This window comes from Sphaerimonospora cavernae, assembly GCF_042435035.1.
GTDB lineage: Bacteria > Actinomycetota > Actinomycetes > Streptosporangiales > Streptosporangiaceae > Sphaerimonospora > Sphaerimonospora cavernae.
Genome location: NZ_JBHMQT010000006.1, coordinates 188,135 through 212,525 on the forward strand (window position 1 = coordinate 188,135; position 24,391 = coordinate 212,525).

General features: G+C 69.3%; 20 protein-coding genes. 19 read left to right on the forward strand and 1 reads right to left on the reverse strand.

The features are described from left to right. Positions 1-13: 13 nt before the first annotated feature. The 12 genes from ACFHYQ_RS05450 (at position 14) to ACFHYQ_RS05505 (ending at position 15,571) form a co-directional block, all read left to right on the forward strand. Entirely contained in the window at positions 14-1,264 is a 1,251-nt protein-coding gene (locus tag ACFHYQ_RS05450) for an ATP-grasp domain-containing protein (RefSeq protein WP_394299961.1), read from the forward strand. A gap of 135 nt (positions 1,265-1,399) precedes the next feature. Continuing rightward, entirely contained in the window at positions 1,400-2,731 is a 1,332-nt protein-coding gene (locus ACFHYQ_RS05455) for an MFS transporter (RefSeq protein ID WP_394299962.1), read from the forward strand. Between the two features lie 28 nt (positions 2,732-2,759). After that, positions 2,760-3,641 carry an alpha/beta hydrolase gene (locus tag ACFHYQ_RS05460; protein ID WP_394299963.1) on the forward strand — a complete coding sequence of 294 codons (882 nt, stop codon included), beginning with the start codon at positions 2,760-2,762 and terminating at the stop codon, positions 3,639-3,641. Continuing rightward, positions 3,638-4,888: an ATP-grasp domain-containing protein gene (locus tag ACFHYQ_RS05465; protein ID WP_394299964.1), complete on the forward strand. Its 1,251-nt coding sequence runs from the start codon at positions 3,638-3,640 to the stop codon at positions 4,886-4,888. Before ACFHYQ_RS05460 ends, ACFHYQ_RS05465 begins: the two co-directional genes overlap by 4 nt. A gap of 63 nt (positions 4,889-4,951) precedes the next feature. After that, positions 4,952-6,298 carry a hypothetical protein gene (locus ACFHYQ_RS05470; RefSeq protein WP_394299965.1) on the forward strand — a complete coding sequence of 449 codons (1,347 nt, stop codon included), beginning with the start codon at positions 4,952-4,954 and terminating at the stop codon, positions 6,296-6,298. Between the two features lie 11 nt (positions 6,299-6,309). Further along, positions 6,310-7,224, forward strand: coding sequence for an alpha/beta fold hydrolase (locus ACFHYQ_RS05475; protein ID WP_394299966.1), 915 nt, complete (start codon positions 6,310-6,312; stop codon positions 7,222-7,224). Positions 7,225-7,474: 250 nt separating this feature from the next. Continuing rightward, the gene (locus tag ACFHYQ_RS05480) at positions 7,475-8,131 is read left to right on the forward strand and encodes a LysE family translocator (RefSeq protein ID WP_394299967.1); all 657 of its coding nucleotides are present in this window, start codon (positions 7,475-7,477) and stop codon (positions 8,129-8,131) included. Between the two features lie 78 nt (positions 8,132-8,209). Further along, positions 8,210-9,820: an ABC-F family ATP-binding cassette domain-containing protein gene (locus tag ACFHYQ_RS05485; protein WP_394299968.1), complete on the forward strand. Its 1,611-nt coding sequence runs from the start codon at positions 8,210-8,212 to the stop codon at positions 9,818-9,820. Positions 9,821-9,953: 133 nt separating this feature from the next. Next, complete coding sequence (locus ACFHYQ_RS05490; RefSeq protein WP_394299969.1) at positions 9,954-10,733, forward strand: hypothetical protein; 780 nt, start codon at positions 9,954-9,956, stop codon at positions 10,731-10,733. Positions 10,734-10,828: 95 nt separating this feature from the next. Then, the gene (locus ACFHYQ_RS05495) at positions 10,829-11,929 is read left to right on the forward strand and encodes a saccharopine dehydrogenase NADP-binding domain-containing protein (protein WP_394299970.1); all 1,101 of its coding nucleotides are present in this window, start codon (positions 10,829-10,831) and stop codon (positions 11,927-11,929) included. A gap of 183 nt (positions 11,930-12,112) precedes the next feature. Further along, positions 12,113-14,239 carry an RNA polymerase sigma factor gene (locus tag ACFHYQ_RS05500; protein ID WP_394299971.1) on the forward strand — a complete coding sequence of 709 codons (2,127 nt, stop codon included), beginning with the start codon at positions 12,113-12,115 and terminating at the stop codon, positions 14,237-14,239. Between the two features lie 141 nt (positions 14,240-14,380). Next, positions 14,381-15,571: a C40 family peptidase gene (locus ACFHYQ_RS05505; protein WP_394299972.1), complete on the forward strand. Its 1,191-nt coding sequence runs from the start codon at positions 14,381-14,383 to the stop codon at positions 15,569-15,571. A 41-nt stretch (positions 15,572-15,612) separates the two neighbouring features. On the opposite strand, the gene ACFHYQ_RS05510 is transcribed toward ACFHYQ_RS05505, so the two are convergent. Beyond that, a complete protein-coding gene (locus ACFHYQ_RS05510; RefSeq protein WP_394299973.1) occupies positions 15,613-16,116 on the reverse strand; it encodes an inorganic diphosphatase in 504 nt (167 codons plus the stop codon). A gap of 86 nt (positions 16,117-16,202) precedes the next feature. Between ACFHYQ_RS05510 and dacB the strand changes: the two genes are divergently transcribed. The 7 genes from dacB (at position 16,203) to folP (ending at position 24,390) form a co-directional block, all read left to right on the forward strand. Continuing rightward, positions 16,203-17,750, forward strand: a complete 1,548-nt coding sequence (gene dacB / locus ACFHYQ_RS05515) for a D-alanyl-D-alanine carboxypeptidase/D-alanyl-D-alanine endopeptidase (RefSeq protein ID WP_394299974.1) — start codon at positions 16,203-16,205, stop codon at positions 17,748-17,750. A 51-nt stretch (positions 17,751-17,801) separates the two neighbouring features. Next, complete coding sequence (locus ACFHYQ_RS05520; protein ID WP_394299975.1) at positions 17,802-18,851, forward strand: Rv3626c family coenzyme F420 biosynthesis-associated protein; 1,050 nt, start codon at positions 17,802-17,804, stop codon at positions 18,849-18,851. A gap of 36 nt (positions 18,852-18,887) precedes the next feature. After that, positions 18,888-19,943 carry a tRNA lysidine(34) synthetase TilS gene (tilS, locus tag ACFHYQ_RS05525; RefSeq protein ID WP_394299976.1) on the forward strand — a complete coding sequence of 352 codons (1,056 nt, stop codon included), beginning with the start codon at positions 18,888-18,890 and terminating at the stop codon, positions 19,941-19,943. Between the two features lie 12 nt (positions 19,944-19,955). Further along, entirely contained in the window at positions 19,956-20,513 is a 558-nt protein-coding gene (gene hpt, locus ACFHYQ_RS05530) for a hypoxanthine phosphoribosyltransferase (RefSeq protein ID WP_394299977.1), read from the forward strand. Positions 20,514-20,784: 271 nt separating this feature from the next. Further along, positions 20,785-22,800 (forward strand): ATP-dependent zinc metalloprotease FtsH, encoded by a 2,016-nt coding sequence (ftsH, locus tag ACFHYQ_RS05535; RefSeq protein ID WP_394299978.1) that lies wholly within the window; start codon positions 20,785-20,787, stop codon positions 22,798-22,800. 2 nt (positions 22,801-22,802) lie between these two features. Further along, entirely contained in the window at positions 22,803-23,387 is a 585-nt protein-coding gene (gene folE / locus ACFHYQ_RS05540) for a GTP cyclohydrolase I FolE (protein WP_394299979.1), read from the forward strand. A 100-nt stretch (positions 23,388-23,487) separates the two neighbouring features. Further along, positions 23,488-24,390 carry a dihydropteroate synthase gene (folP, locus tag ACFHYQ_RS05545; RefSeq protein WP_394299980.1) on the forward strand — a complete coding sequence of 301 codons (903 nt, stop codon included), beginning with the start codon at positions 23,488-23,490 and terminating at the stop codon, positions 24,388-24,390. The last annotated feature ends 1 nt before the right edge of the window (position 24,391 follow it).

Genomic DNA, 24,391 nt, shown 5'->3' on the forward strand with positions numbered 1-24,391 from the left:
AGGAGACATTCCCATGACCAACCTTCTCCCTGACGGCAAGGCCACCGAGAAACCGCTGATCATCCTCGTCAGCAGCGGCTACCACCTCTACCGGGAGTACCTCCTCGATCTGGTGTCCGGCGCGGCGGAGGTCTGGCTGTTCCTGTCACAGGAGCCAACCTGGGAGAAGCGATACATCGTCGGCCACACCGTGGTCGACACCCTGGACGTGCCGGCCATGGTCGACGCGGCCCGCGAGCTCGCCGCCCGGCACAGGATCTCCGGCGTGCTGTGCTGGGACGAGGTCCGAATGGTGCAGACCGCCGAGGTCCAGCAGGCGCTCGGGCTGCCCGGCACCGCCCCTGAGGATGTCGCCCGATGCCGGGACAAGCACCAGACCCGCGTCGCGCTGGAGGCCGCCGGCGTCCCGCAGGCGGCCTCAGTGCTGGTCTCCTCTCTGGAGGAGGCGCGGGCGGCCGCCGAGCGGATCGGCTACCCGGTCATCCTCAAGCCGCGTGCCCTGGGTGCCAGTTTCGGCGTGAACGGCGTCGACGACGCGGATGGGCTGGAAGCCGGCTACGCCGAGGCCCGGGGCGCGGAGGAGGACGGCGTGCCGTACTACGACGCCGGTGTGCTGGTCGAGGAGTACCTCACGGGTGAGGAGATCAGCGTGGACGCCGCGCTGGTCGACGGGGAGCTGAAGCCGCTGTTCGTGGCGCGGAAGATCAGTGGTTTCCCGCCCTACTTCGAGGAAACCGGCCACACCGTGGACGCGGCGGATCCGCTGCTCACCGACCCTCGCCTGCTGGATGTGCTGGCGCGGGCGCACCGGGCGGTCGGCTATCACACGGGCATCACGCACGCCGAGTTGCGCCTGACCGACGACGGGCCGAAGGTGATCGAAATCAACGCCCGGCTCGGCGGCGACCTGATCCCGTACGTCGGCTCGGTCGCCTCCGGCATCGATCCCGGCCGGGTTGCCGTCGAGGTGGCCTGCGGGGTGCGGCCTGACACGGCGGGGACCCGCGAGCAGGTCGCCGCCGTCTACTTCCTCTACCCGGAGCGGGACTGCACGGTGGCCGAGGTCACCGTCGACGAGACCGCCCTGGCCGCCGCGGTCAACGCCTTCGGTGTGCTGGGCGGCCCAGGCCAGGAACTTCTGTTGCCGCCGGCCGGGCACGTCACCAGCCGGTACGGCTATCTCGTCGTCGAGGGCGCGACTCTCGCGGCCTGCGAGCAGGCCGCGGAGACCGCGCGCCGGGCCATCACTCTGCGGACCCGTTGAGCCTGTGACCGTCACAGCCGGATCGGTGTTCGAGGAGTGGCTGAGCCCTGCCGTGTCTCCAGGCGGCAGAGCCGGCACTAGACGAGGAGATGGAGATATGGAGATATCGGTGGCCGGCCTTCCGGTGGGGACGACATGACCTCGGCCCAGGAGGAGCAGCGGGACAATGAGGGCCTGAAGGCGGACGCGCCGGTCAACGCACCCACCGCCCGGCGGGATTTCGGCCTGCTGTGGACCGGGCAGTCGGTCAGCCTGTTCGGCGATCAGTTCATGACGCTGGCCCTGCCTCTGCTGGCCGTCACGATCCTCGATGCGACACCCGCCCAGGCGGCGCTGCTCAAGTTCGGACTCTTCCTGCCGTTCCTGCTCCTCGGACTGCAGGCAGGCGCGATCGTGGATCGACTTCCCCGCCGAGCCGTGATGATCGTTTCAAATGCCCTGCAGTTGGTCGTCTTCGCCAGTATCTGGTTGCTGGCCGCAGCGGACACCCTGTCGTTCGCCGCGCTCATGGCGCTGATCACGCTGGCCGGCTGCGCGGTGGTGTTCTTCCAGGTCGCGTACACCTCCTATCTGCCGAGCCTGTACGGGAACCCCAGGGACCTGCACCGCGGCAACGCGCGGCTCGCGCTGTCGGAGTCCACCTCGCAGGCGCTCGGGCCGATGGCGGCCGGCCCGGTGATCGCTTTTCTCGGCGTGGTCGGCGCGATCGCGGCCAACGCGATCGGCTTCACCGTCTCGGTGGTGACACTGGTGATGATGAAGCACCGTGAACCGCCTCGGGAGAAGGTCACCCGTGAGCGCGGTTGGATGCGCCGTAGCATCGGCGAGGGCCTGAGGTTCGTGCTCCGACACCCGGTGCTGCAGCCGATCTTGACGTGCGGGGCCACCTATACGCTCTTCCTCACCATGGTCACCACCAGCCTGGTGCTGTACTGCCGCAACGAGCTCGGCCTCTCGCCGCAGTGGATCGGTGTCGTGGTCGGCGCGGCGGCGGCCGGATATCCGATCGGGAACATGCTCTCCGCCAGGCTCGGCGAACGGATCGGCTACCCGAAGGCGCTGGTGATCTCCGCCGTCGTCTCGGTGGTGGGCATTCTGCTGATGCCGGCCTTCGGCGCGCTGGGCGGCATCGCGGGCGCCTGCGGCCTGGTGTTCGGCAGCGTCTTCCACAGCGTGGGCGAGGGATCGTACTCGCCGACCTCGCTGACGCTGCGGCAGACCGTTTCGCCACCTGAGCTGCTGGGCCGGGTGGGTTCTGTCCAGCGGTTCCTGATCTGGGGCGTGATCTCGCTCGGCAGTCTGCTCGCCTCCGTCGCGACGGCTCTGGTCGGGCTCACCGGCGCGATGTGGATCGGAGCCCTGGGCACTGTGCTCTGCCTGCCCGCCCTGGTGCGCCGGGGCATCCGCAGCGCCGTATTCAACACCAAGAACCAGAAGGAGAATGATGCGGTACGCGCCGGGAATTGAGGAATTCGTCTCCCGTAGCAACAAGGCGATGCCTCCGGACTTCTATCTGAAGCCGGTGGCGGAACAGCGAGCACTCTATCTCGGCCTCGGTCAGGAGTTCCCGTACGAGCTGCCCGAAGGCGTCGCCATCGCCGACGACGCGGTGGAGCACGATGGTCGCCGGATTCCGATCCGGGTGTACCGGCCGGAAGACCGCAGAGGTCGCGGTGTGCTGCTCTACATCCGCGGCGGTGGATTCGTCGTCGGGTCGCTCGAGACGCACAACACTGTCGCCGCCGAACTGGCAGCCAACTCGGGCCTGACCACCATCGCGGTCGATTTCCGGATGGCCCCGGAGCATCCGTTCCCTGCCTGCCTGGAGGACTGCTACGGCGCACTGTGCGGGATCGTGGCGGCGGCCGAGCGGTTCGACATCGACCCGGAACGCGTCGTGGTCTGCGGCGACAGCTCCGGCGGCAACATGTCGGTCGTCCTCTGCATGATGTCCCGTGACCGGCACGGTCCGCGGCTCGCCGGGCAGGCCCCGATCAGCCCTGTGCTGGACTTCTCCCGCTGGCGTGACGGCGGCGAGGACGCCCCGCTGCTCACCGGCGGCGAGATGGAGTACTACACCGCCTGCTACTGCCCGAACGCCGCCGACGTGCTGGAGCCGTACGTCTCACCGCTCGTCCGCGGAGAGTTCCATGGGCTTCCACCCGCGTACATCATGGGCGCCGAACTGGACTCGCTGGTGGTGGACGCCACCACCTACGCCGACAAGCTGCGGGAGAACGGCACCGAGGTGGAGTTGGTGGTCGAGCCGGGCCTGGTGCACGCGGCCGTCCGGGCCCGTCAGCTGTCGCCCGACGTGATGGACGCCTGGCTCCGCTACTGCGCGGCCGCCGCACGGCTGGCGGGGGTCACCGAATGATGCTGAGCGATCCAAACGGCCCCGCGGTCATCGTCGACCCCTTCTCCTCCGGCGGCATGTACGCGCCGGCCTTCCGCCAGGCGGGAGTCCCGGTGGTCGCGGTGCTGTCCGGCCCTGACATGCCGGAGGTCTACCGCGCGTCGTTCCACCCCGAGGACTTCCCCGAGATGATCGTGTTCGACGGGGATCTGGACGCGGTGGCGGGCCGGCTGCGTGAGCTCCGGCCCCGCTGCATCCTGCCGGGCGCCGAGTCCGGCGTGGAATTGGCCGACTTGCTGTCGTCGCTGGTGACCGAGGAACTGGCGAACGTCCCGGAACTGCGCGCGGCCCGGCGGCACAAGTGGGAGATGGCCGAGGCGGCGCGGAGGGCCGGGCTGCCGGTGATCCGGCAGATCTGTACGGACGACCCAGCCGAGGTCGAAGCGTGGATCGAGCGCGAGGGCCTGGTCGGCCGCGATCTGGTGGTGAAACCGCCCAAGAGCGCGAGCACGGACGGCGTGACAAGAGTCAGGGAGAACTGGCGTGAGGCCTTCGAGGCCCAGCTCGGCCGGCCCAACCAGTGGCAGATCATCAACGACCGCATGCTCGTCCAGGAGTACGTGAACGGTCACGAGTACGTGATCGACATCTTCAGCCACGACGGCGTGCACACCGTGACCGACCTGTGCCGCTACACCAAGGTGGACAACTCCGAGTACATGGCGGTGTACGACGCCATGGAGTGGGTCTCCCCCGACGAGCCGGAAGTCCAGGAGCTGGTCGACTACACCAGGAAGTTTCTGGACGCGGTGGGCTTCCGCTTCGGAGCGGCGCATGTAGAGGTGATGCTCTCCGAGGACGGGCCTCGCCTGATCGAGCTCAACGCCCGGCCGCACGGCGGTGGACAGCCCAGGTTCTGCCGGATGGCCACCGGGGACAGCCAGATCGACCGTGCGGTGCGGTACTTCACCAGGGCGGGTGAGATCCCCGAGGGCTACCGGCTGCAGAATGTCACTCTGGTGGTCTTCTTGATCAGCAGGGCCTCGGGCATCGTGCGGAACGCCGCCTGCCTGGAGGACGTCGCCAAGCTGGCCAGCCATTACCACCATGTGGTTGGGGTCAAGGACGGTGACCGGCTGGAGGTCACCAAGGACCTGCTCAACACCCTGAGCCTCGGCTTCGTGGTACTCGCCGGGCCCGATCGCGAGCAGGTCTGGGCCGACTACGAAGAGGTACGCCGGATCGAGGCCGGCCTGATCGTGGCCTGATCGCGGCGGCTCGGTCTTCGAGCCACCTGACCAGTGATCGGTGGGACGGACGGAGAGTTCGCGATGACAAATCACGTGACCGAGAAGTACATCCAGGAGTGCCTTGTACCGGGGAGCCGGCTGCTCACCGCCATGCAGGATGCCGACCTTCCGCCGGCCCTGTCCGCCTCGTCCGGCCAGCGCCTGCTGCCCAGGCCGCTGTTTCTCCAGGAACAGGAGATCCACCGATTCGCGGACGACGTCATACGGGTGTTCGAGCTGATCACCTCCCTGCCGGCCCGGCTGTTCGGCAACGATCTCCGGCGCTACTGCGCCGCGCTCGCCATCAGCGAGCGCCGGACTCGGCTGATCACCCGCCTCGGCGGGGCCGTACCGCCCCAGTACGGGCGCGCCGACATGTACCACGACGGGACGGCCTTCCGGCTTCTGGAATTCAACATCGCCAGCGAACTGGGCGGGGTGGACCGGGCTGGTGAGATTCCCCGGGTGCTGCTCGACGTAGCGGCCTTCGCGCGGTTCGCCAAGGAGCACGACCTGCGGTACACCGACACCGGCCGCGTGATCGCCGATGCCCTGCGTACGGCCGGCGCCGCGGTGGCGCCCGGCCGGGAGCCGGTGGTGGCGCTGCTTGAGGCGCCCGGCGGGCTGGCCGGCTACGGAGCCGCCTGGCGCGCCTTCGAGGAGCTGATGCGCAGTTTCGGGATGGACTTCCATATCGGCGAGATCGGTGATGTGCGCACCAGAGGTGACCGGGTGTACCTGCACGGGAGGCCCCTGGACGTGGTGCTGCGCTGCTACTCGGCCGATGAGATCCTCGCCGAGCCGGACGGCGAGGCACTGGCCGAGCCGGTCTTCCGGGCCCATGAGGCGGGCACCGTCGTGCTGTGGACCCCTATGGAATCCAACCTGTTCGGCAACAAGGGCTGTCTGGCGATGCTCTCCGACCCGCGCACCCGGAGCAGTTTCGAAGCCTCCGAGCTAGCCGTCATCGACCGATTGGTGCCCTGGACCAGGGCCATCGGCGGTACCTTCGGGCAGGACGGTGCGGACGTCCTCGAGGAGTGCCTGGCCCGCCGAGAGCAGCTGATCCTGAAGCCCAACGCTCTGTACGGCGGCGCCGGGATCGTGGCCGGCTGGGAGACCGGCGAGCGTGAGTGGCGTCAGACACTGGAATCCGTCGGCGAGGCGGGGGCCGTCGTCCAGGAGCGTGTGGTGCCGAGGTCCGAGCTGGTGGTCGACCCGGAGACCGGCCGGCTGGAGGAGTGGCAGGCGGCCTGGGGGCTGTTCGTTACCCCCCAGGGCTATGCGGGCACATATGCTCGCGCGCTGCCCGCCGACGAGAGCGCCGTGATCGGGATCGGTGCCAATGAGAAGACCCGGACGGCCGGGGTCTTCACGTACCAAGACTGAAGGGGAGTCACATGACGAGTCAGCAGACCGGCGCCAGGATCAACCACCCAGCGGGGCGGCACTACGAGGTACGTGGGCACCGGCTCTGGGTGGAGACCGAGGGCAGCGGCGAACCGGTGCTGCTGCTGGCCGGCCTCGGCCCCGCTGGTTCGCACCTGATCTTCCATCCGTTCTTCTCGGACCTGGCGGAGGACTACCAGGTCATCTACGTCGACCTGTTCGGCCGCGGCCGGTCCGGTGCCCCGGACGATCTCTCGCAGATCACCTTCCGGGACGACGTGGCCGATGTGGCCGCGCTCATCGAACAGCTCGGGCTCGGCCCGGTGCACATCTACGGCTTCTCGTACGGCGGCCTGCTCGGTCAGGCGCTGGCGCTCGACCACGGGCACCTGGTTCGCTCGCTGGTGCTCGCCAACAGCCTGCACAGTCCCGAGATGTGGCAGCTCAACCATGCCAACATCAACCGGGAGCTGGCCAATCAGGCCCCCGAGGTGTGGGCGAAGATCCAGAAACTCCGCATCGGGGGCCTGGCCTCCACCAGCCCGGAGTTGCGTGAGCAGTTCGCGGCTGCCACAAAGCTTGTCCGGTTCTTCAATCCGGACAACGCCGCGCTGCTGCTGAACGAGCCCGGTGCCCGTAACATCGAGCTCTACCCGGTGTTCGTCGGCTCTGACGTGGACTTCATCATCGGCGGAGAGGTGGCCAGGATCCCGGATTTCCGGCCCAGGCTGAAGGAGATCACCGTGCCGACCCTCGTCCTGGCCGGTCGACACGACCGGGCACTGTACCCGAAGCTGCAGCGGGAGTTCGTCGTGCACGCACCGCAGTTCGAATTCCGCGTCCTGGAACGCAGTGGCTCGTTCGGCCATGTCGAGGAGCCCGAGACCGTCTTCGGACTGCTGCGTGAGTTCTGGAAGGCCGGTTGACTCGGCGCCTGACGCGGGTCCCGGCCGCTGCGGCGATGAAGAACTCCGGCGAGGTCACGGTTTCCCAGCCGCCCGGATGCCTCCGTTCTCGTCATCGATTCCACGTAGAGTGTGGTGATGAGGGCGGTCTCCAGACCGGTCGGCACAATCGGAGCATGGAGGCACATCCCTCGCCAGTGCGCAGGGACTTCGGGCTTACTCGCCTGCCCGACCCCTGTTGCCGCTCCGTGCTTGTGTTCCTCTCAGCACAGTGATCAGCGCTCTCTTTCTGGCCAGTTCGGTGCTGGTCATCGTCACACCTGGTCCGGATGCCGCTTTGATCGCGCGACTGGTGCTCGGCGGCATGGGGCGGGCAAGGGGCCTCACCGCCGCCGCTGGAATGATCACGGCGGGTGGGGTGCAGGCGATGATGTCGGTCCTTGGGGTGTCGCTGTTGCTGACGGCCGACAGCACGCTGTTCCGCGCGGTGCAGTGGGTGGGGGCGGCATTGCTCTTCTATTGGGGCCTGCGGGCACTGCTCGCTGCGCTCCGCCGACCCCGACCCGGGCCGGCGGACGGCAACGAGGGGGTGCCGGCCGTACCGAAGCCGCCGACCGGCCGGCGCACCTTCCTTCAGGGCCTGCTCTGCACCGGGACCAACCCCAAGGTGGGACTGTTCCTGCTTGCATTCCTACCGCAGTTCGTCCCGGCCGGGGAGCCGCCGGGCCGCTCGATGGCTCTGCTGGCCGCCGTCTACCTCGCGCTCGGCGCGCTCTGGCTGACCATTCTGACCGAACTCCTTGTACGGCTGCGGCAGTTGACGGACCGTCGCAGACCGAGTGGCGGACAGCAGCTGCTGCGCTGGGTGGATGCCGGGCTGGGCCTGGTGTTCGTCGGTTTCGCGGTCCGGTTGGTGGTCGGCGGCTGAGCGGGGCCGCCGGGGAATCGGGATGCCCGGTGACGAGATCGGGCGATAACCTGCGCGGAACGCGAGGAGGGGAACGCCGTGGGACACGTCGAGGTCGGGCATCTCACGCATGTGCTGCCCGATGGCAGGCCGCTGCTGGACGACGTCTCGTTCCGGATCGGGGAGGGTGTCAAGGCCGCCCTCGTCGGCCCCAACGGAGCGGGCAAGACGACGCTGATCCGCCTGATCTCCGGAGATCTCCAGCCGGTCGAGGGCTCGGTGGCGCACTCCGGCGGCCTCGGCGTGATGCGCCAGTTCATCGGCGGAATCCGCGACGGCAGCACGGTTCACGACCTGCTGCTCGGGGTCTCGCCCACCCGGGTGCGGGAGGCCGCGGCCCGGCTCCACGACGCCGAGCTCGCGATGATGGAGCGCGACGACGTGAAGACCCAGATGCGGTACGCCCAGGCGATCACCGACTACACCGACGCCGGCGGCTACGACGCCGAGGTGCTCTGGGACGCCTGTACGGTCGCCGCCCTCGGCATGCCGTACGACAAGGTGAAATATCGGGATGTGGGGACGCTCTCGGGGGGTGAGCAGAAGCGGCTCGTGCTGGAGGCGCTGCTGCGCGGGCCGGACCAGACCCTGCTGCTCGACGAGCCCGACAACTACCTCGACGTGCCGGGCAAGCTCTGGCTGGAGCAGGCGCTGCGGGAGACCCCGAAGACGGTCCTGCTCGTCTCCCACGACCGGCAGCTGCTGGCCAACGCGGCGGACCGGATCGTCACCGTCGAGTCCGGGAACATCTGGGTCCACGGCGGCGGATTCGCTACGTACGCCGAGGCCCGGAGGGAACGCAACGAGCGGCTCGACGAGCTGCGCCGCCGCTGGGACGAGGAGCACGCCAAGCTCAAGCGCCTGGTGAACATGCTCAAACAGAAGGCGCGCTACAACGACGGCATGGCCCCGGCCTATCACGCGGCACAGACGCGTCTGCGCAGGTTCGAGGAGGCGGGGCCGCCCGAGCTCGCGCCAAAGGACCAGCTCATCAGCATGCGCCTGCACGGCGGCCGCACCGGCAAACGCGCCATCATCTGCGAGAACCTCGAACTCAGCGGCCTGATGAAGCCGTTCGATCTGGAGGTCTGGTATGGCGAGCGCGTCGCCGTACTCGGCTCCAACGGGTCGGGCAAGTCCCACTTCCTGCGGCTGCTCTCGGGCGAGGAGATCCGGCACGCCGGGGTGGCCCGGCTCGGCGCAAGGGTCGTTCCCGGGCATTTCGCTCAGACACATGCCCGTCCCGAGCTGCTCGGGCGTACGCCGTGCGAGATCGTGATGGCCGAGCACGCCCGGCTCAGGAACGAGGCGATGAAGGCCCTGGCCCGTTACGAACTGGCCGGACGGGTCGCCGACCAGCGGTTCGAGACGCTGTCGGGAGGCCAGCAGGCCAGGCTGCAGATCCTGCTGCTCGAGCTGTCCGGCGCCACGCTGCTGCTGCTCGACGAGCCGACCGACAACCTCGACCTGGCCAGCGCGGAGGCGCTTCAGGAAGGCCTGGACTCCTTCGACGGCACGGTGTTGGCGGTGACCCACGACCGATGGTTCGCCGCCGACTTCGACCGTTACCTGGTCTTCGGCGCCGACGGGCGGGTCTACGAATCGCCCGAGCCGGTCTGGGACGAACGTAGGGTCGCCCGCCCGAGATAGCGATGCCGGGCCGGGAACGCCCGTCGGAAACAGCCAGGTGAAAGCCCGTAAAGATACCGTACGGCCTGCGCGTGTCCGAGGCCTCGCCGCCCGTTTCAGGGGTTATGACGTCTAAGTGACTCGACGTAGCCGAATGACGATCGCCCTCGCCCTCGCCCTCGCCGGCCTGGCGCCGGCGGCGTGTGGCGAAGACAAGCAGGCGGATATCCGGCCGCTCGTCCTCAAGGAGCAGGTCTCCTCCATCGCGAAGTCCGGCACCGGCTATGTGGTGAGCTGGGCCGGCGTGCTCAGCAACGCCAACCGCTGGCACTTCGGGGAGCACGCGATCGCGACCGTCACCGCTGTGGACGCGGCGGGCAAGCAGGTGGTCCATCTGAAGCAGCCGCTGGACGCGGTGCCGCCGGGGAGGTCCGTGGCGTTCAGCGGCCAGACGACGGCCACCGGGCAGCCGGTCCGGGTGAAGATCGAATGCGGCCACGCGACCTGGCATCTCGTTCCGCGCATCCCATCGGCCTTCCTGACGTTCCCGATCTCCGATGTCGTCACCGAACGGCTGCACGAGGGCAGCTACCTGATCACGGGCTACGTGCTCGATCCCTTCCTCAAGGCGGCGAGCGGCGTCGCGGTGACGGCCCTGTTGAGAGACGCCGCGGGCAAGTTGGCCGGGGGCGGCACCGCCTACCTCGAGAAGGTCCAGTCGAACCTCAAACGCCGCTTCGTGATCACGATCGACGGTGTGACCGGCGGCACGGTCGCCAAGACCGACGTGCGCGCCAGGACGTGGGGGACGACCGCCAAGCCGTACATCGACCTCGCCCTCGCCGGGGCGGTTCCGATCCACACCGTCGCGCCGAGCACCAAGCCGTTCGACAAGGACCGCGGCTATCAGGTGCTCGCCGATCGGCGGCAGTGAGCGGCGCACGGCGAGCAGCGGATCACGGGCGGGGACCGGCACCACCACCGGCACCACCACCGGGCCCGGCAGCCGGGGCAGGTTACCGTGAGGGCATGAGAACCCCGAGGATCGTGCTCTTCGGAGCCACCGGGTTCACCGGCCGGCTCACGGCGGCGGCGCTGATCGCGCGTGGAGCCCGGCCGCTGCTCGTGGGGCGCGACCCCGCCAGGCTGGACGCCTTCGCCGCGTCTCTGCCGGTCCGGCCGCCGACGGCGGTCGCCGACGTGAGCCGCCCGGAGTCGGTTCGCAGAACCGTCGGCCCGGGTGACGTGCTGATCTCGGCGGTCGGACCGTTCATGCGCTGGGGGGAGGCGGCGGTCGCGGCGGCGACCGAGGCGGGCGCCGTCTACCTGGACACCGCGGGCGAGCCCCCGTTCATCAAACGGATCTACCAGCGGTACGGCCCGGCCGCCGGCGCGGGCGGCGCCGCGCTGATCACCGCCTTCGGATATGACTACGTGCCCGGCAACCTGGCCGCGGCCCTGGCCCTGCGCAAGGCGGGATCCGAGGCGGTGCGGGTGGACGTCGGCTACTTCGTGCGCGGCGACCTGGCCGCCCGCCTCAGCCCCGGCACGCGCGCCTCCGCGCTCGGCGTCCTTCTCGATCCGATGTACGGCTTCCGCGAGGGCCGCATCGTCCGAGAACACGGCCGCACCCGTGCCTTCGTCGTCGGGGGACGCCGGCGGTACGGCATGGCCGTGGGGACCTCGGAGCACTTCGCGCTGCCGCCGGCCCATCCCGGCCTGCGTGAAGTCAACGTCTACCTCGGCTGGCTGGGCAGGTTGACCCGGGCCGCGGGGACGCTGGCCCGGGCGACTCCGGTGCTCGCCGCCATGCCGGGCGCCAGGCGGGTGACGGACGCGTTGGTCGATCGGGTCATCCGCTCGGGGCGGCCACCCGGCCACGCCGCGCCAGCGGTCTCCTCCCAGATCGTCGCGGAGGCGTACGACGCGAGGGGGCGCCTGCTCGCCGCCGTGGAGCTCAACGGAGGAGACCCGTACGACTTCACCGCGCGGGTCCTGGCCTGGGGCGCGACCACCGCACTCGCCGAGGGCGTACGAGGCACGGGCGCACTCGGCCCCGTGGACGCCTTCGGTCTTGAGGCGCTCACCCGGGGGTGTGCGGAGGCCGGGCTCGCCGCACAGACTCGCTGAGGCGCTATGAGCTGATTTGCCCGATCAATACTGATTTTTACTGCTAGTTACATAAGTAAATTCCGAAACTGATAAATAATTAGACAATTTTGATGGGGAGATCGGGGGTGTTTTCGCCGCATTCTGGGCGCGCTTCGGGGAAAGGGTAGAGCGGGTAGTTACCGAGCATTTACTCTGAGTTATATGAATGATGGCGTCCTGGTCGAGGCGTTGCGTGCACGTGATCCGGGTGCTCTCGCCGCGCTCTATGAGATGTATGCGGAGAGCATCTACCGATACTGCCGAATGATGCTGGACGGTCCCGACAACGCCCAGGTCGCGTTAAGAGACACTTTGATCGCCGCTGAGGCCCTCGTCGGTTCGCTGGCGGACCACGAGTCGTTCCGGCCGTGGTTGTACGCCCTGGCACGCGGGGAGTGCCTGCGCCGCAGGACCCCGGGTACATCACCGGATGACCGGACCCATAACGGTGATCAGGCCGGCGATCAGGCGAGTGATCAGGCGAGTGGTCAGGGTGCTGCGCCGAGCACGACGCCGTTCGGCGTCACGCCGTTCCATGTCGCGCAGTTTCACGCCTCGCAGTTCCAAACGGGACAGTTCGGTACAGGAAAGCCCGGCACCGGACAGTTCGACACTGGACAGTTCGGGGCAGTGCCGTACGGTACTGCCGACGTCACCGGCCCGGTGGGTTCCGCCGACGCGGTGGCGGCCGATCTGCGGGTGGTGGCCCAGGGTGCCGTGTCCGCGCTGGCGTCGGAGTACCGCGAGGTTCTCGAGTTGACCACGCGGCACGACCTGTCGACGGCCGAGGTGGCGACCATGTTCGGCACCGGCCAGCGTTACGTGGAAGGATTGCGTGAGTCGGCGGTCGACCGACTGCGCGACGCGATCACCGCCGAGATCCTCGCGAGGAAGAGCGCGCCCGGCTGCGATCGGGCCGGCAAGATGCTCGAGGGGTTCTCCGGTCGGCTCACCACTCAGACGCGCCAGCGGTTGATCAAGCATCTGGCGCGGTGCGAAAGCTGTTCCGGGCACCGGATTCGCCAGGTCTCTCCGGCCAAGGTCTTCGCTCAACTACCCGAGACCGCCCTGCCCGACACGCTGCGTGTCCGGGTGCTGAGCTGCTTCGTCGATCCCGAGCTCGTTCCCTATCGGCGGTTCGTCGCGAAACGGGTGGGTGCGCTCGATCCGTCGGGTTTTCCCAGGGCGGGCACCCGGCGGGAGGGCCGGTTGGCGCAGGCGGTGGCCGGGGGGGTGGCCACGGTAGCGGCCGCGGCGGCGATCGCCCTGGTCTTCGCACAGTTCTCCGGTGACATCACAGATTCGGCCACCGGGGGCGTCGCGCGGCGATGGCCCGTCGCCGGCCAGACGCCGGGTACGGCGGGGCCTGACAGCACCTCGGAGGGCGCCGACGCCCGCGCCCAGCGCCCGCCTCAGCCCGAGCCCGAGTCCCAGCCCGAGCCCGAGTCCCAGCCCGAGCCCGAGTCTCAGCCCGGCCGCTACGACCTGGCCGAGCCGGTGATCCCAGTGATCCCGGCCGGTCCGGTTCCGCTGCCGGCTCCCGCGCCCCGCCCGGCTCCACCTCCATCCGAACCCCCACACTCATCCCCCCCACACTCCCCGCGACCGGCGCCGAACCCGTCCGCGGAGCCGTCCGGCCCGGAGCCGATGCCGCCGGGCGAGGAGCCGGGGGACATGCCCCCGAGTGACACCGGTCCCACTCCATCGCCCAAGCCGCCCTCTCGGTTCCCGTCCGAAGGCCCCCCACCACACCGGCCCGGTCACAGGCCACCGCCGCACCGTCCAGGACCCTGGCCGGGCGGTCACCATCCCGGACCCTGGCCGGATCACGGTCACTGGCCGGGCCGCGATCACCAGCACCACCGTCGGCCGCATAAGGACTGGGACGAGACGCCCCGGCCGACGGTGCGGCCTTCACCCCCTCCGACATCCCCTCCGAAATCCACCCCGACATCCCCGCCGAGTGGCGCCCTGCCGCGGACCCCTTCGGCCCGGCCGTACCCGCCCGGTTCGCGCCGCTGGTTCCGCTACGGCGGGGGCAGAGCGGATCGGGCCGGGACGGTGAAATCCGGAGCAGTGAGCGGAGCGCGGGACGAGCGGCGGGTGCCGCGGGCGGAGCGTCCCGCGCCTTCCGCGTCATCCGGGCCCTCCACGCCGAGCGGCAGGCCGACACCGGAACCCGAACCAGGGCCGACCCCGCCGCCTTCACCACAGTCCGCCCCGCAGATCGCCCCGCAGATCGCCCCACAGGCCGAGGTGCGGCCGACGCCGCGGCCGTCATCTTCCTGATGGCCCGGCTGTCCCGGTCGATTTCGCCGCTGTACTTATCGGGACGATCTCCTACATATGGCGATTACTCTATGTGTCCAAGATGTGTACGCAGAGTAATCACAGGGAACTTGGGGGAGTGGACGCACGGAAGGGGTAGTAATGCCACTCCTCAGAGCATCGGGGCTCGTCGCTGGACTGGGAACGGGCCTGGTCCTGACCCTGGGCGGCGCGGCCGGCGCGGATTCGAGACCGTCCGCCGAAGATGTGGCGAAGGCCCGGGCGACAGCCCAGGAGCGAGCCCATGAACTGGACAAGGTGGGAGCCGACCTGACCGCGGCGCGGGCCCGTCAGGACGATCTGGCGCAGGACGCCGAAGGGCTCGTCGAGGCGTACAACGGCGAGCTCGTCCGGCTTGAGGCGATAAAGGCGAGCTATGAGCAGGCGACACGGCGGCTGCGCGGCGCGGCCGATCAGGTCCGGGAGGCCCGCGCCGCGGTTGCGGCCGAGGCGACGGCGAGTTACGGCGGCGTGAGTTACGGGGCGCCGGACCTCTCCGTGCCGGGTGTCCTCGTCGAGGGCCTGGGCGACATCGGGGATCTGCTGCAGCGGGCCAGTCTGCTGACGCATATGTCGGACGCACGAGTCGCCAACCTTGAGCGGCTGCGCGACACCCTGCGGGTTCACGAGATTCTCCGCGCCCAGGCCGCCCAGGCGTACACCGCGCAGCTTCGCGCGACCGAGCGGGTACGGCTGGCCAGGGACGCGGCGCAGGAGGCCGTGGACCGGCAGATGGAGACGACCCGGCGGATCGAACAGGAGAAACGGGAGCTGACCCGGCGCCTCGAGGCCGCCCGTTCTCGGGTCGACGAGCTGAGACGCGCCAAACGGGAGCCGCGGCGACATCCGGCGCGAGAACCCTCGGCGGCCGGCCGTCGCGGAGGAAGGAACAAGATTCCGGCGTGGGTCGGCCGCCTGGGAGCGGGCCGGGGCGGGCTCGCCGCCCAATGGGCGCTCAAACAGCTCGGCAAGCCGTACGTCTGGGCGGCCGACGGGCCCTCGGGCTTCGACTGCTCAGGATTGACCATGAGAGCCTGGCAGCGGGCGGGGGTCTCACTCGACCACTGGACCGGCACCCAGTGGACTTCGGGACGCCATGTGTCGCTGAAGAACCTGCGCACCGGGGATCTGGTGTTCTACGGCAGGTTGAGCCGAGATCCGGGCACCATCCGCCACGTGGGGATCTACATCGGGCGAGGACTGATGGTCCACGCCCCCCGGACGGGGGACGTGGTACGCATCTCACCCATCTGGCGGCACGATCTGGTCGGCGCCACCAGGCCTGACACCTGACCCGCCGCCTGACCCGCCGCCTGACCTGTGGGACGGTCGGCTCAGTGCTCCTCGGCGATTCCCTCTTCTTCCTCGCACCGCTTGAGAGACGCGATGATCTCGGCCTCGGCCTCCGTCCGGCCGACCCAGTTGGCACCCTCGACGGACTTGCCGGGCTCCAGGTCCTTGTAGACCTCGAAGAAGTGCTGGATCTCCAGCCGATCGAACTCGGCGACGTGGTGTATGTCGCGGATGTGCTCCATGCGAGGGTCCGTGGCCGGGACGCACAGCACCTTGTCGTCGCCGCCCTTCTCGTCGGTCATGCGGAACATGCCCACCGCGCGGCAGCTGATCAGGCAGCCGGGGAAGGTCGGTTCCGAGAGCAGCACCAGCGCGTCAAGCGGATCTCCATCCTCACCCAGCGTGTTCTCGATGAAGCCATAGTCCGCGGGGTACTGGGTCGACGTGAAGAGCAGGCGATCCAACCGGATGCGGCCACTCTTGTGGTCCACTTCGTACTTGTTCCGTTGTCCTTTGGGAATCTCCACGACAACGTCGAACTCCACTGGTTCCTCCGCTCAAGCCCCCGGTGTCCCGGGTGGGCATTAATGTCTCGTAGGCGTGGTTCCGGTCGGCGCGAAATGAGGGTCTCGTGGTACTGCGACGTGAGCGGTGGATGGTGTTGGCCACCCTCGCCCTGCTGCAGATCTTCGTCGTCGTCGCGGGTGTCTATGGCTACGTGGTCATCCATGACGCCACCCGGACGCCGGCCCCGATCGCGTCCCCGGAACCGACCCCCACCCCCATCATCACCGCCGGCCCGGTTCTGGCCGCGGCTGGGGACGGGGTCCTTCCCGCCAAGGGTACTTTGACCTCCAGATTGCGTGGCGCGATGGGTGCCCCGGGACTGGGAAGGAACGTGGCGGGGATCGTTCTCGACGCCAGGACCGGGGAGACGCTCTTCGATGGCCGTTCGACGGCGCCGATCACGCCGGCCTCGACGACCAAGGTCGTCACCGCGTTGGCCGTGCTGGCCTCGGTGGGGCCCGACGCCCGGTTCGCGACGCGAGTCGTCCAGGGCGAGGCGAAGAACTCGATCGTCCTGGTCGGGGGTGGGGACCCCACCCTCGCGGGTCTCCGAGGCACGGGGAAGGGCGGCTATCCACGTCCGGCCTCCCTCGCCCAACTCGCCTCGCGCACGGCCAAGGCGCTCAAAGCGGCCCGGATCACCCGGGTGACCCTGTCGTACGACGCGTCCCTGTTCGCCGGTCCGCGGTTGGCGCCGGGCTGGAAGCCGAACTACATCCCGGAGGGCAGCGTGGCGCCGGTCGCCGCGCTCACGATGGACGAGGGCCGGACGGCCGGCGGCGGGCTGCTGGCCGACCCCCCGCGGGAAACCGCCGCCGCCTTCGCCGCGCTGCTGCGGCGCAACGGCGTCAAGGTCGGCGACAAGATCGTGCCCGCCGACGCGCCTCCCACCGACCAGGTGGTCAGCGGCTCGCCCGGCACGGACGCGTCGAATGTCGACGGGCAGAACGGTGCCGCGCAGAACGGTGCCGCGCAGAACGGGGTCGGGCAGAACAGGGCCGGGCAGAACGGTGCCGGGCAGAACGGTGCCGGGCAGGACGCCGGGGCGCGAGCCGGTCAGGAACTCGCGCGGGTGGAGTCGCCGCCGGTCTACGCCCTGGTCGAACGCATGCTCACGCTCAGTGACAACGATCTCGCCGAGGCGCTGGCCCGGCAGGTGGCGGTGCGGGAGGGCACGCCGCACACCTTCACGGGAGCCACAGACGCGATCCACCGGGTGCTGGCCCGACTGAAGCTGGACGGGGGCGTCGAGGTCCACGACGGCAGTGGCCTGTCCACGCACAACCGCATCACTCCGGCCGCCCTGGGCCGCCTGCTGGCGGCCGCCGCCTCGCCCGCCAACCCGGCGCTGCACTCGTTGATCAGCGGACTGCCCGTCGCCGGGTTCACCGGCACCCTGCACGGCAGGTACGGAAAATCCGACTCCGCGGCCGGCGCCGGATTGGTCCGCGCGAAGACGGGGACGCTCAACGGGGTGAACACCCTCGCGGGCATCTCGTACACGACCAACGGGCGACTGGTGACGTTCGCGTTCATGGCGGACGAGGTGGCCGATGCGCACGGGGCGATAGTCGCGCTCGACAAGATGGCCACGATCGTCTCCCAGAGTTGATTCCGCGTTCCCTTCGCGCGGCGGGAACGCGGAGAACGTACGGTGGTGGGTATGCAGGTGATCGACTGGGATCTGGCCGTCGCGACCGGAGTTCGCCTCGTGCGTCCCGGGCCACAGGTGAGCCGTGAGGAGGCCAGGCAGGCGGTCGCCGACCTGCGGCGGCTGTCGCGGGACGCGGAAGGACACGTGCGGGAGTTCACCCGCCTAGACTCGGCGCCGCCGGAGGCGGCGACGATCGTGGACCGACCGGGCTGGATCAGAGCCAACGTGGACGGGTTCCGCGTGGTGCTGGAGCCGCTCACCGAGAAGATGTCGAGCATGCCGGCGATCGTGGGCGCGGTCGGGTCCCGCATCACCGGCCTCGAGGTGGGCGCCGTGCTGGCGTTCCTGGCCTCCCGGGTGCTGGGGCAGTACGAGCTGTTCCTCCCGCCCGACCCCGGCGGGGTCGCCCCGGCGGGACGCCTGACGCTGGTCGCGCCCAACATCGTGCACGCCGAGCGCGAACTCGCCGTCGATCCGCGCGACTTTCGCCTGTGGGTGTGCCTGCACGAGGAGACCCATCGGGTCCAGTTCACCGGAGTGCCCTGGCTGAGGGAATACGTCCGGGGCCAGATGACCGAGTTCCTGCTGGCCTCCGATATGGATCTCACGACCCTGCTGGAGCGGCTGCGGGCCGCCTCGGACGCGGTCGCCGACGCCTTCAGAGGCGGGGACGGCAACCTGATCGAGGCCATCCAGACCCCTGAGCAGCGGGCCGTCCTCGACCGGGTCACCGCGGTGATGACGCTGGTGGAGGGGCACGGCGACTACGTGATGGACGCGGTGGGGCCGTCGGTGGTGCCGTCCGTCGCCGAGATCAGGGCCAAGTTCCAGCGCCGCCGGGAGGGCGGATCACGCATGGACCAGCTCGTCCGGCGGCTGCTGGGCATCGAGCTCAAGATGAAGCAGTACGCCGAAGGCTCCAGGTTTGTCCGAACCGTGGTCGAGGAGGCCGGGATGGACGGGTTCAACCGGGTCTGGACCTCGCCTGAGACGCTTCCCGATCGCGACGAGATCGCCGACCCCCACGCCTGGATGTCCCGCGTCCTCACCGCGGTGTGACTTCCAGCCAGAGATCACCGCGGGAGAATGGGAGCCATGGGTCCGCATCCCGCCGTGGCCGATGTGCGGCGTGCCGTACGGCTGTGCCTCGCCGATCTGTCGAACCGTAAGTCCGGTAAGCCCGACAAGTCCGGCAAGCCTGATGAGCGGGAGCAGGGTGCGCTTGTGCTGGTCGCGTGCAGCGGCGGGGCCGACTCGCTCGCGCTCGCCGCTGCCCTCGGATTCTGTGCGCCGCGTCTCGGACTGCGCGCCGGGCTGCTGACCGTCGATCACGGTCTCCAGGAGGGTTCCGCCGAGCGGGCCCGGGAGGTCGTACGGCTCGCGCCCGCGCTCGGCCTGGGGCCCGCCGAAGCCCTGACCGTCGTCGTGGGCGGGGCCGGTGGCCCGGAGGCGGCGGCGCGTGAGGCGCGCTACGAGGCGTTGTCGCGGGCCGCACGGCGCCTGGATGCGGCAGTCGTACTGCTCGGCCATACGCTGGACGACCAGGCCGAGACCGTGCTCCTGCGATTGGCTCGCGGTAGCGGCACCAGATCGCTCGCCGGCATGCCGGAAATTTCCGACATCTATCGCCGCCCGCTGCTGGGCCTCGCCCGGGTGAGAACCAGGCAGGCGTGCGCCGCGCTCGGCCTGTCGCCCTGGGTTGATCCGCACAACGCCGACCCCGCGTACACCAGGCCGAGGGTCAGGCATGACGTCCTGCCGGTGCTCGAGGCCGCGCTGGGGCCGGGCGTCACCGAGGCGCTCGCCCGTACGGCACGGCTCTGCCGGGACGACGCGGACGCCCTGGACGAGTGGGCCGGCGACGTCTACGTCAAGTCACTGGAGGCGGGTGTCGGGGAGGCGGGTGTCGGGCTGTCGGTGGCCGTGCTGGCGGAGGCGCCCGCGGCCGTCCGGCGGCGGGTCCTGCGGCGGGCGGCCGTGGCCGCCGGGTCCTCGGCGTCGGCGCTGGCGGCCGTCCACATCGAGGAGGTGGATCGTCTGGTGACGGGCTGGCACGGCCAGAAGGGGGTCGACCTGCCCGGCGGGGTCGGAGTGGTCCGGCGCTATGGCACCCTGTACTTCGTCGGGAAGCTCGTCGACAACCTCGCGTAAGGAAACCCCCAGGTGGATGCAGCCGACATGGGCAAGGATCTCTCCAGCGTCCTCATTTCGGAAGCAGAGCTCCAAGCCAAGATCAAAGAGCTCGCCGGCCAGATAGACGCCGACTACGCCGGACAGGAACTCCTGCTCGTCGGTGTGCTCAAGGGCGCCGTCATGGTGATGGCGGACCTCGCGCGGGCGCTGCACGTTCCGGTGCAGATGGACTGGATGGCTGTTTCGTCATACGGCGCCGGGACCAGGTCATCCGGGGTGGTCCGGGTGCTCAAGGATCTCGACACCGACATCGCGGGCCGGCACGTGCTCGTGGTCGAGGACATCATCGACTCCGGCCTGACGCTGTCATGGCTGATGAACAACCTGAAGTCACGCGACCCCGCCTCTGTGGAGATCTGCGCCCTCCTGCGCAAGCCCGAGGCCGTGAAGGTGCCGCTCGATGTGCGATATGTGGGGTTCGACATCCCCAACGAGTTCGTCATCGGCTATGGGCTCGACTACGCGGAGCAGTACCGCAACCTGCCGTTCATCGGCACCCTCGCGCCACACGTGTACGGAGGCGAGTAAGCCCTGAGCGAATCCCCCTTCCGAATGGGGCATGGATTCGCGCCCAGGTAGGGGAACACGGGAATGCCTGACGTACGTTGGAATGGCAAAGCCGGACGCCGCGCGGGCGGTTACCCCGAGCGGCGCGCGGGTGTACCTTCGGATATCCATAGGGTGCCTGAGGGTAGCCTCCGGTAGTCAGTAGGAGCGGTAAGGGATGCCGCCACCCCGGGACCTCCCGGGGCCAGGCCTCGGTCAGGAAGGAACGGGCCCCCCGGGGGTTCCGCAACGGATGGATCTCAAGCGATTTACACGTGGGCCACTGCTGTGGATCCTGGGCATCGGTTTGCTCATCCTGCTCGTCACCACGATGTTCGGCGGCGACGGCAACTACACGCCCGCCGACACCTCCACGGTCGTCCAGCAGATTCAGCAGGGCAATGTCAAGAGCGCGACCGTCGTCGACAAGGAGCAGCAGGCGAAGCTGACTCTGAACTCGCCGATCGCGGTCGGGGGCAAGCAGACCGACCGCATCCAGGCCTCCTGGGTCTACGGGCAGGGCCCGGAGCTCGCCAAGGCGCTGGAGGCGGCCAAGCCGAAGCAGGGCTGGACGGTCGAGGTCCCCAAGGACAACTTCCTCGTCAGCCTGCTGGTCAGTTTCCTGCCGATCATCATTATCGTCCTGATCTTCCTGTTCATCATGAACCAGATGCAGGGCGGCGGCTCCCGGGTGATGAACTTCGGGAAGTCGAAGGCGAAGCTGATCACCAAGGACACCCCGAAGAGCACGTTCGCCGACGTCGCCGGGGCCGACGAGGCGATCGAGGAGCTCCAGGAGATCAAAGAGTTCCTGCAGGCTCCGGCCAAGTTCCAGGCGATCGGCGCGAAGATCCCCAAGGGCGTCCTGCTGTACGGCCCGCCCGGCACCGGTAAGACCCTGCTGGCCAGGGCCGTCGCCGGTGAGGCCGGCGTGCCGTTCTACTCGATCTCGGGTTCCGACTTCGTGGAGATGTTCGTCGGTGTCGGCGCCTCCCGGGTCCGCGACCTGTTCGAGCAGGCGAAGGCCAACGCTCCGGCGATCATCTTCATCGACGAGATCGACGCCGTCGGCCGCCACCGCGGCGCGGGCCTCGGCGGCGGCCACGACGAGCGCGAGCAGACGCTGAACCAGCTCCTCGTCGAGATGGACGGCTTCGACGTGAAGGGCGGCGTGATCCTGATCGCCGCGACCAACCGGCCCGACATCCTCGACCCCGCCCTGCTGCGTCCCGGCCGGTTCGACCGTCAGGTCACCGTCGACCGGCCCGACCTGGAGGGCCGAAAGGGCATCCTGAGGGTCCACGGCCGCGGCAAGCCGTTCGCGCAGGACGTCGACCTCGACACGATCGCCCGGCGGACGCCCGGCTTCACCGGCGCCGACCTGGCGAATGTGATCAATGAGGCCGCCCTGCTCACCGCGCGGCAGGACCAGAAGCTGATCAGCATGAACACGCTCGAGGAGTCCATCGACCGCGTCATGGCCGGTCCCGAGCGCAAGTCCCGGGTCATGTCGGACCAGGAGAAGAAGATCATCGCGTACCACGAGGGCGGACACGCCCTGGTGGCGCACGCGCTGCCCAACTCCGACCCGGTCCACAAGATCACGATCCTCTCGCGCGGCCGCGCCCTCGGTTACACGATGACGCTGCCGATGGAGGACAAGTTCCTCGCGACCCGGTCCGAGATGATGGACCAGCTCGCCATGCTGCTCGGTGGGCGCACCGCCGAGGAGCTCGTCTTCCACGAGCCGACCACCGGCGCGTCCAACGACATCGAGAAGGCGACCTCGATCGCCCGCCGCATGGTCACCGAGTACGGCATGAGCGAGCGGCTCGGCGCACGCAAGTTCGGCAGCGGCAACGGCGAGGTCTTCCTCGGCCGTGAGATGGGCCACGAGCGCGACTACTCCGAGCAGATCGCGTCCGCGATCGACGAGGAGGTCCGCCGCCTCATCGAGAGCGCGCACGACCAGGCGTGGGAGATCCTCGTCCAGTACCGCGACGTGCTCGACAACCTGGTCCTCGAACTCATGGAGAAGGAGACCCTCTCCCGCGAGCAGGTCCTGGAGACCTTCGCGCCCGTGGTCATCAGGGAGAAGCGGCCCTCCTACGCCGGGTACGGCAAGCGCCTCCCGTCCGACCGTCCCCCGGTCATCACGCCCAAGGAGCGCGCGAACGGCAACGGTTCGGCGCTACCGGCCGGCGGCGGTGCGAGTCCCGCGCCGTGGGCGGGGGTCGGCGAACAGTCCGCTCAGCGAGACGAGGCCTGACGATGGTCCACCCCTTCCCGGGCTTCGACCACGATCGGATCGAGAAGGCTGTTCGCGAGATCCTGCTCGCCATCGGCGAAGACCCGGATCGTGACGGACTGCGCGACACCCCCGCGCGCGTCGCGCGCGCGTACGCCGAGCAGTTCGCCGGGCTCGGTCAGCGGCCGGAGGACGCGCTGACCACGTTGTTCGACGCGGATCACGACGAGATGGTGCTCGTGAAGGACATCGAGGTGATGTCCACCTGCGAGCACCACCTCCTGCCGTTCCACGGCGTCGCGCACATCGGCTACACGCCGAACGAGAAGGGGCAGATCACCGGCCTGTCGAAGCTGGCCAGGCTGGTGGACGTCTACGCCCGCCGTCCGCAGGTGCAGGAGCGGATGACCTCGCAGATAGCGGACGGTCTGATGGCTGTGCTGGAGCCGCGCGGGGTGATCGTGGTCATCGAGGCCGAGCACATGTGCATGACGATGCGCGGAGTCCGCAAGCCGGGCGCCAAGACGATCACTTCTGCGGTTCGCGGCGACTTCCGCACGTGCGAGGCGACCCGGGCCGAGGCCATGTCGCTGATCCTGCGCGGTTGATCGCTGCGCGGCCCGTTTCCGATTCCATCAGGCCCTGTCTGTCCACAGGGCGGACCCCCGCGGGACCGATCGTGACCTCTCAACATCTAGGCTTGACTCCATGACCGGATGGAGCGTGCCTGGGATGCCGGAACCCGGCCGCTGCCTGGTCATGGGCGTCGTGAACGTGACCCCTGACTCCTTCTCTGACGGAGGGCGGTGGTTCGACCCCGACATCGCTATCCGGCACGGCCTCGACCTCGTGGCCGAGGGGGCCGACATCGTCGATGTGGGAGGGGAGTCCACCCGTCCCGGTGCCGCCAGGGTCTCGCTCGAGGAGGAACTGCGCCGGATCGAGCCGGTGATCCGCGCTCTCTCGGCGGAGGGGGTGCCGGTCAGCGTCGACACCATGCGTGCCGAGGTGGCCGAGGTGGCGGTCGCGGCCGGTGCCCGGCTCGTCAACGACGTGAGCGGCGGTCTCGCCGATCCCGACATGCCACGGGTGGTGGCCGCGACGGGCGTGCCGTACGTGGTGATGCACTGGCGCGGCCACAGCCGTGACATGGACAGCCGCGCCCTCTACCACGACGTGGTGACCGAGGTCGCCGAGGAGCTGCGTAAGCGGGTCGATTCCGTGCTCGCCGTAGGCGTCGGAGAGGAGCAGATCATCCTCGATCCGGGGCTCGGCTTCTCCAAGCAGGCGAAGCACAACTGGGCCGTGCTGGCCGGCATCGACACGCTCAACCGGCTCGGCCGCCCACTGGTCATCGGGGCGTCGCGCAAGCGTTTCCTCGGCCGCCTCCTCGCGGACGCCGAGGGCACGCCACGGCCGTTCGAGCGCAGCGACGACGCCACTCTCGCCGTCACCGCACTCGCCGCACGAGCGGGCGCGTGGTGTGTGCGGGTGCACAAGGTCGGCCCCAACGCGGACGCCGTACGCGTCGCCGGCGCGTGGCTGGCAGCGGAAAGAGGCGATGCCGGCGCGAACGCCGATCGGCGCGAGCCTGACGAGGGACGGCGATGAA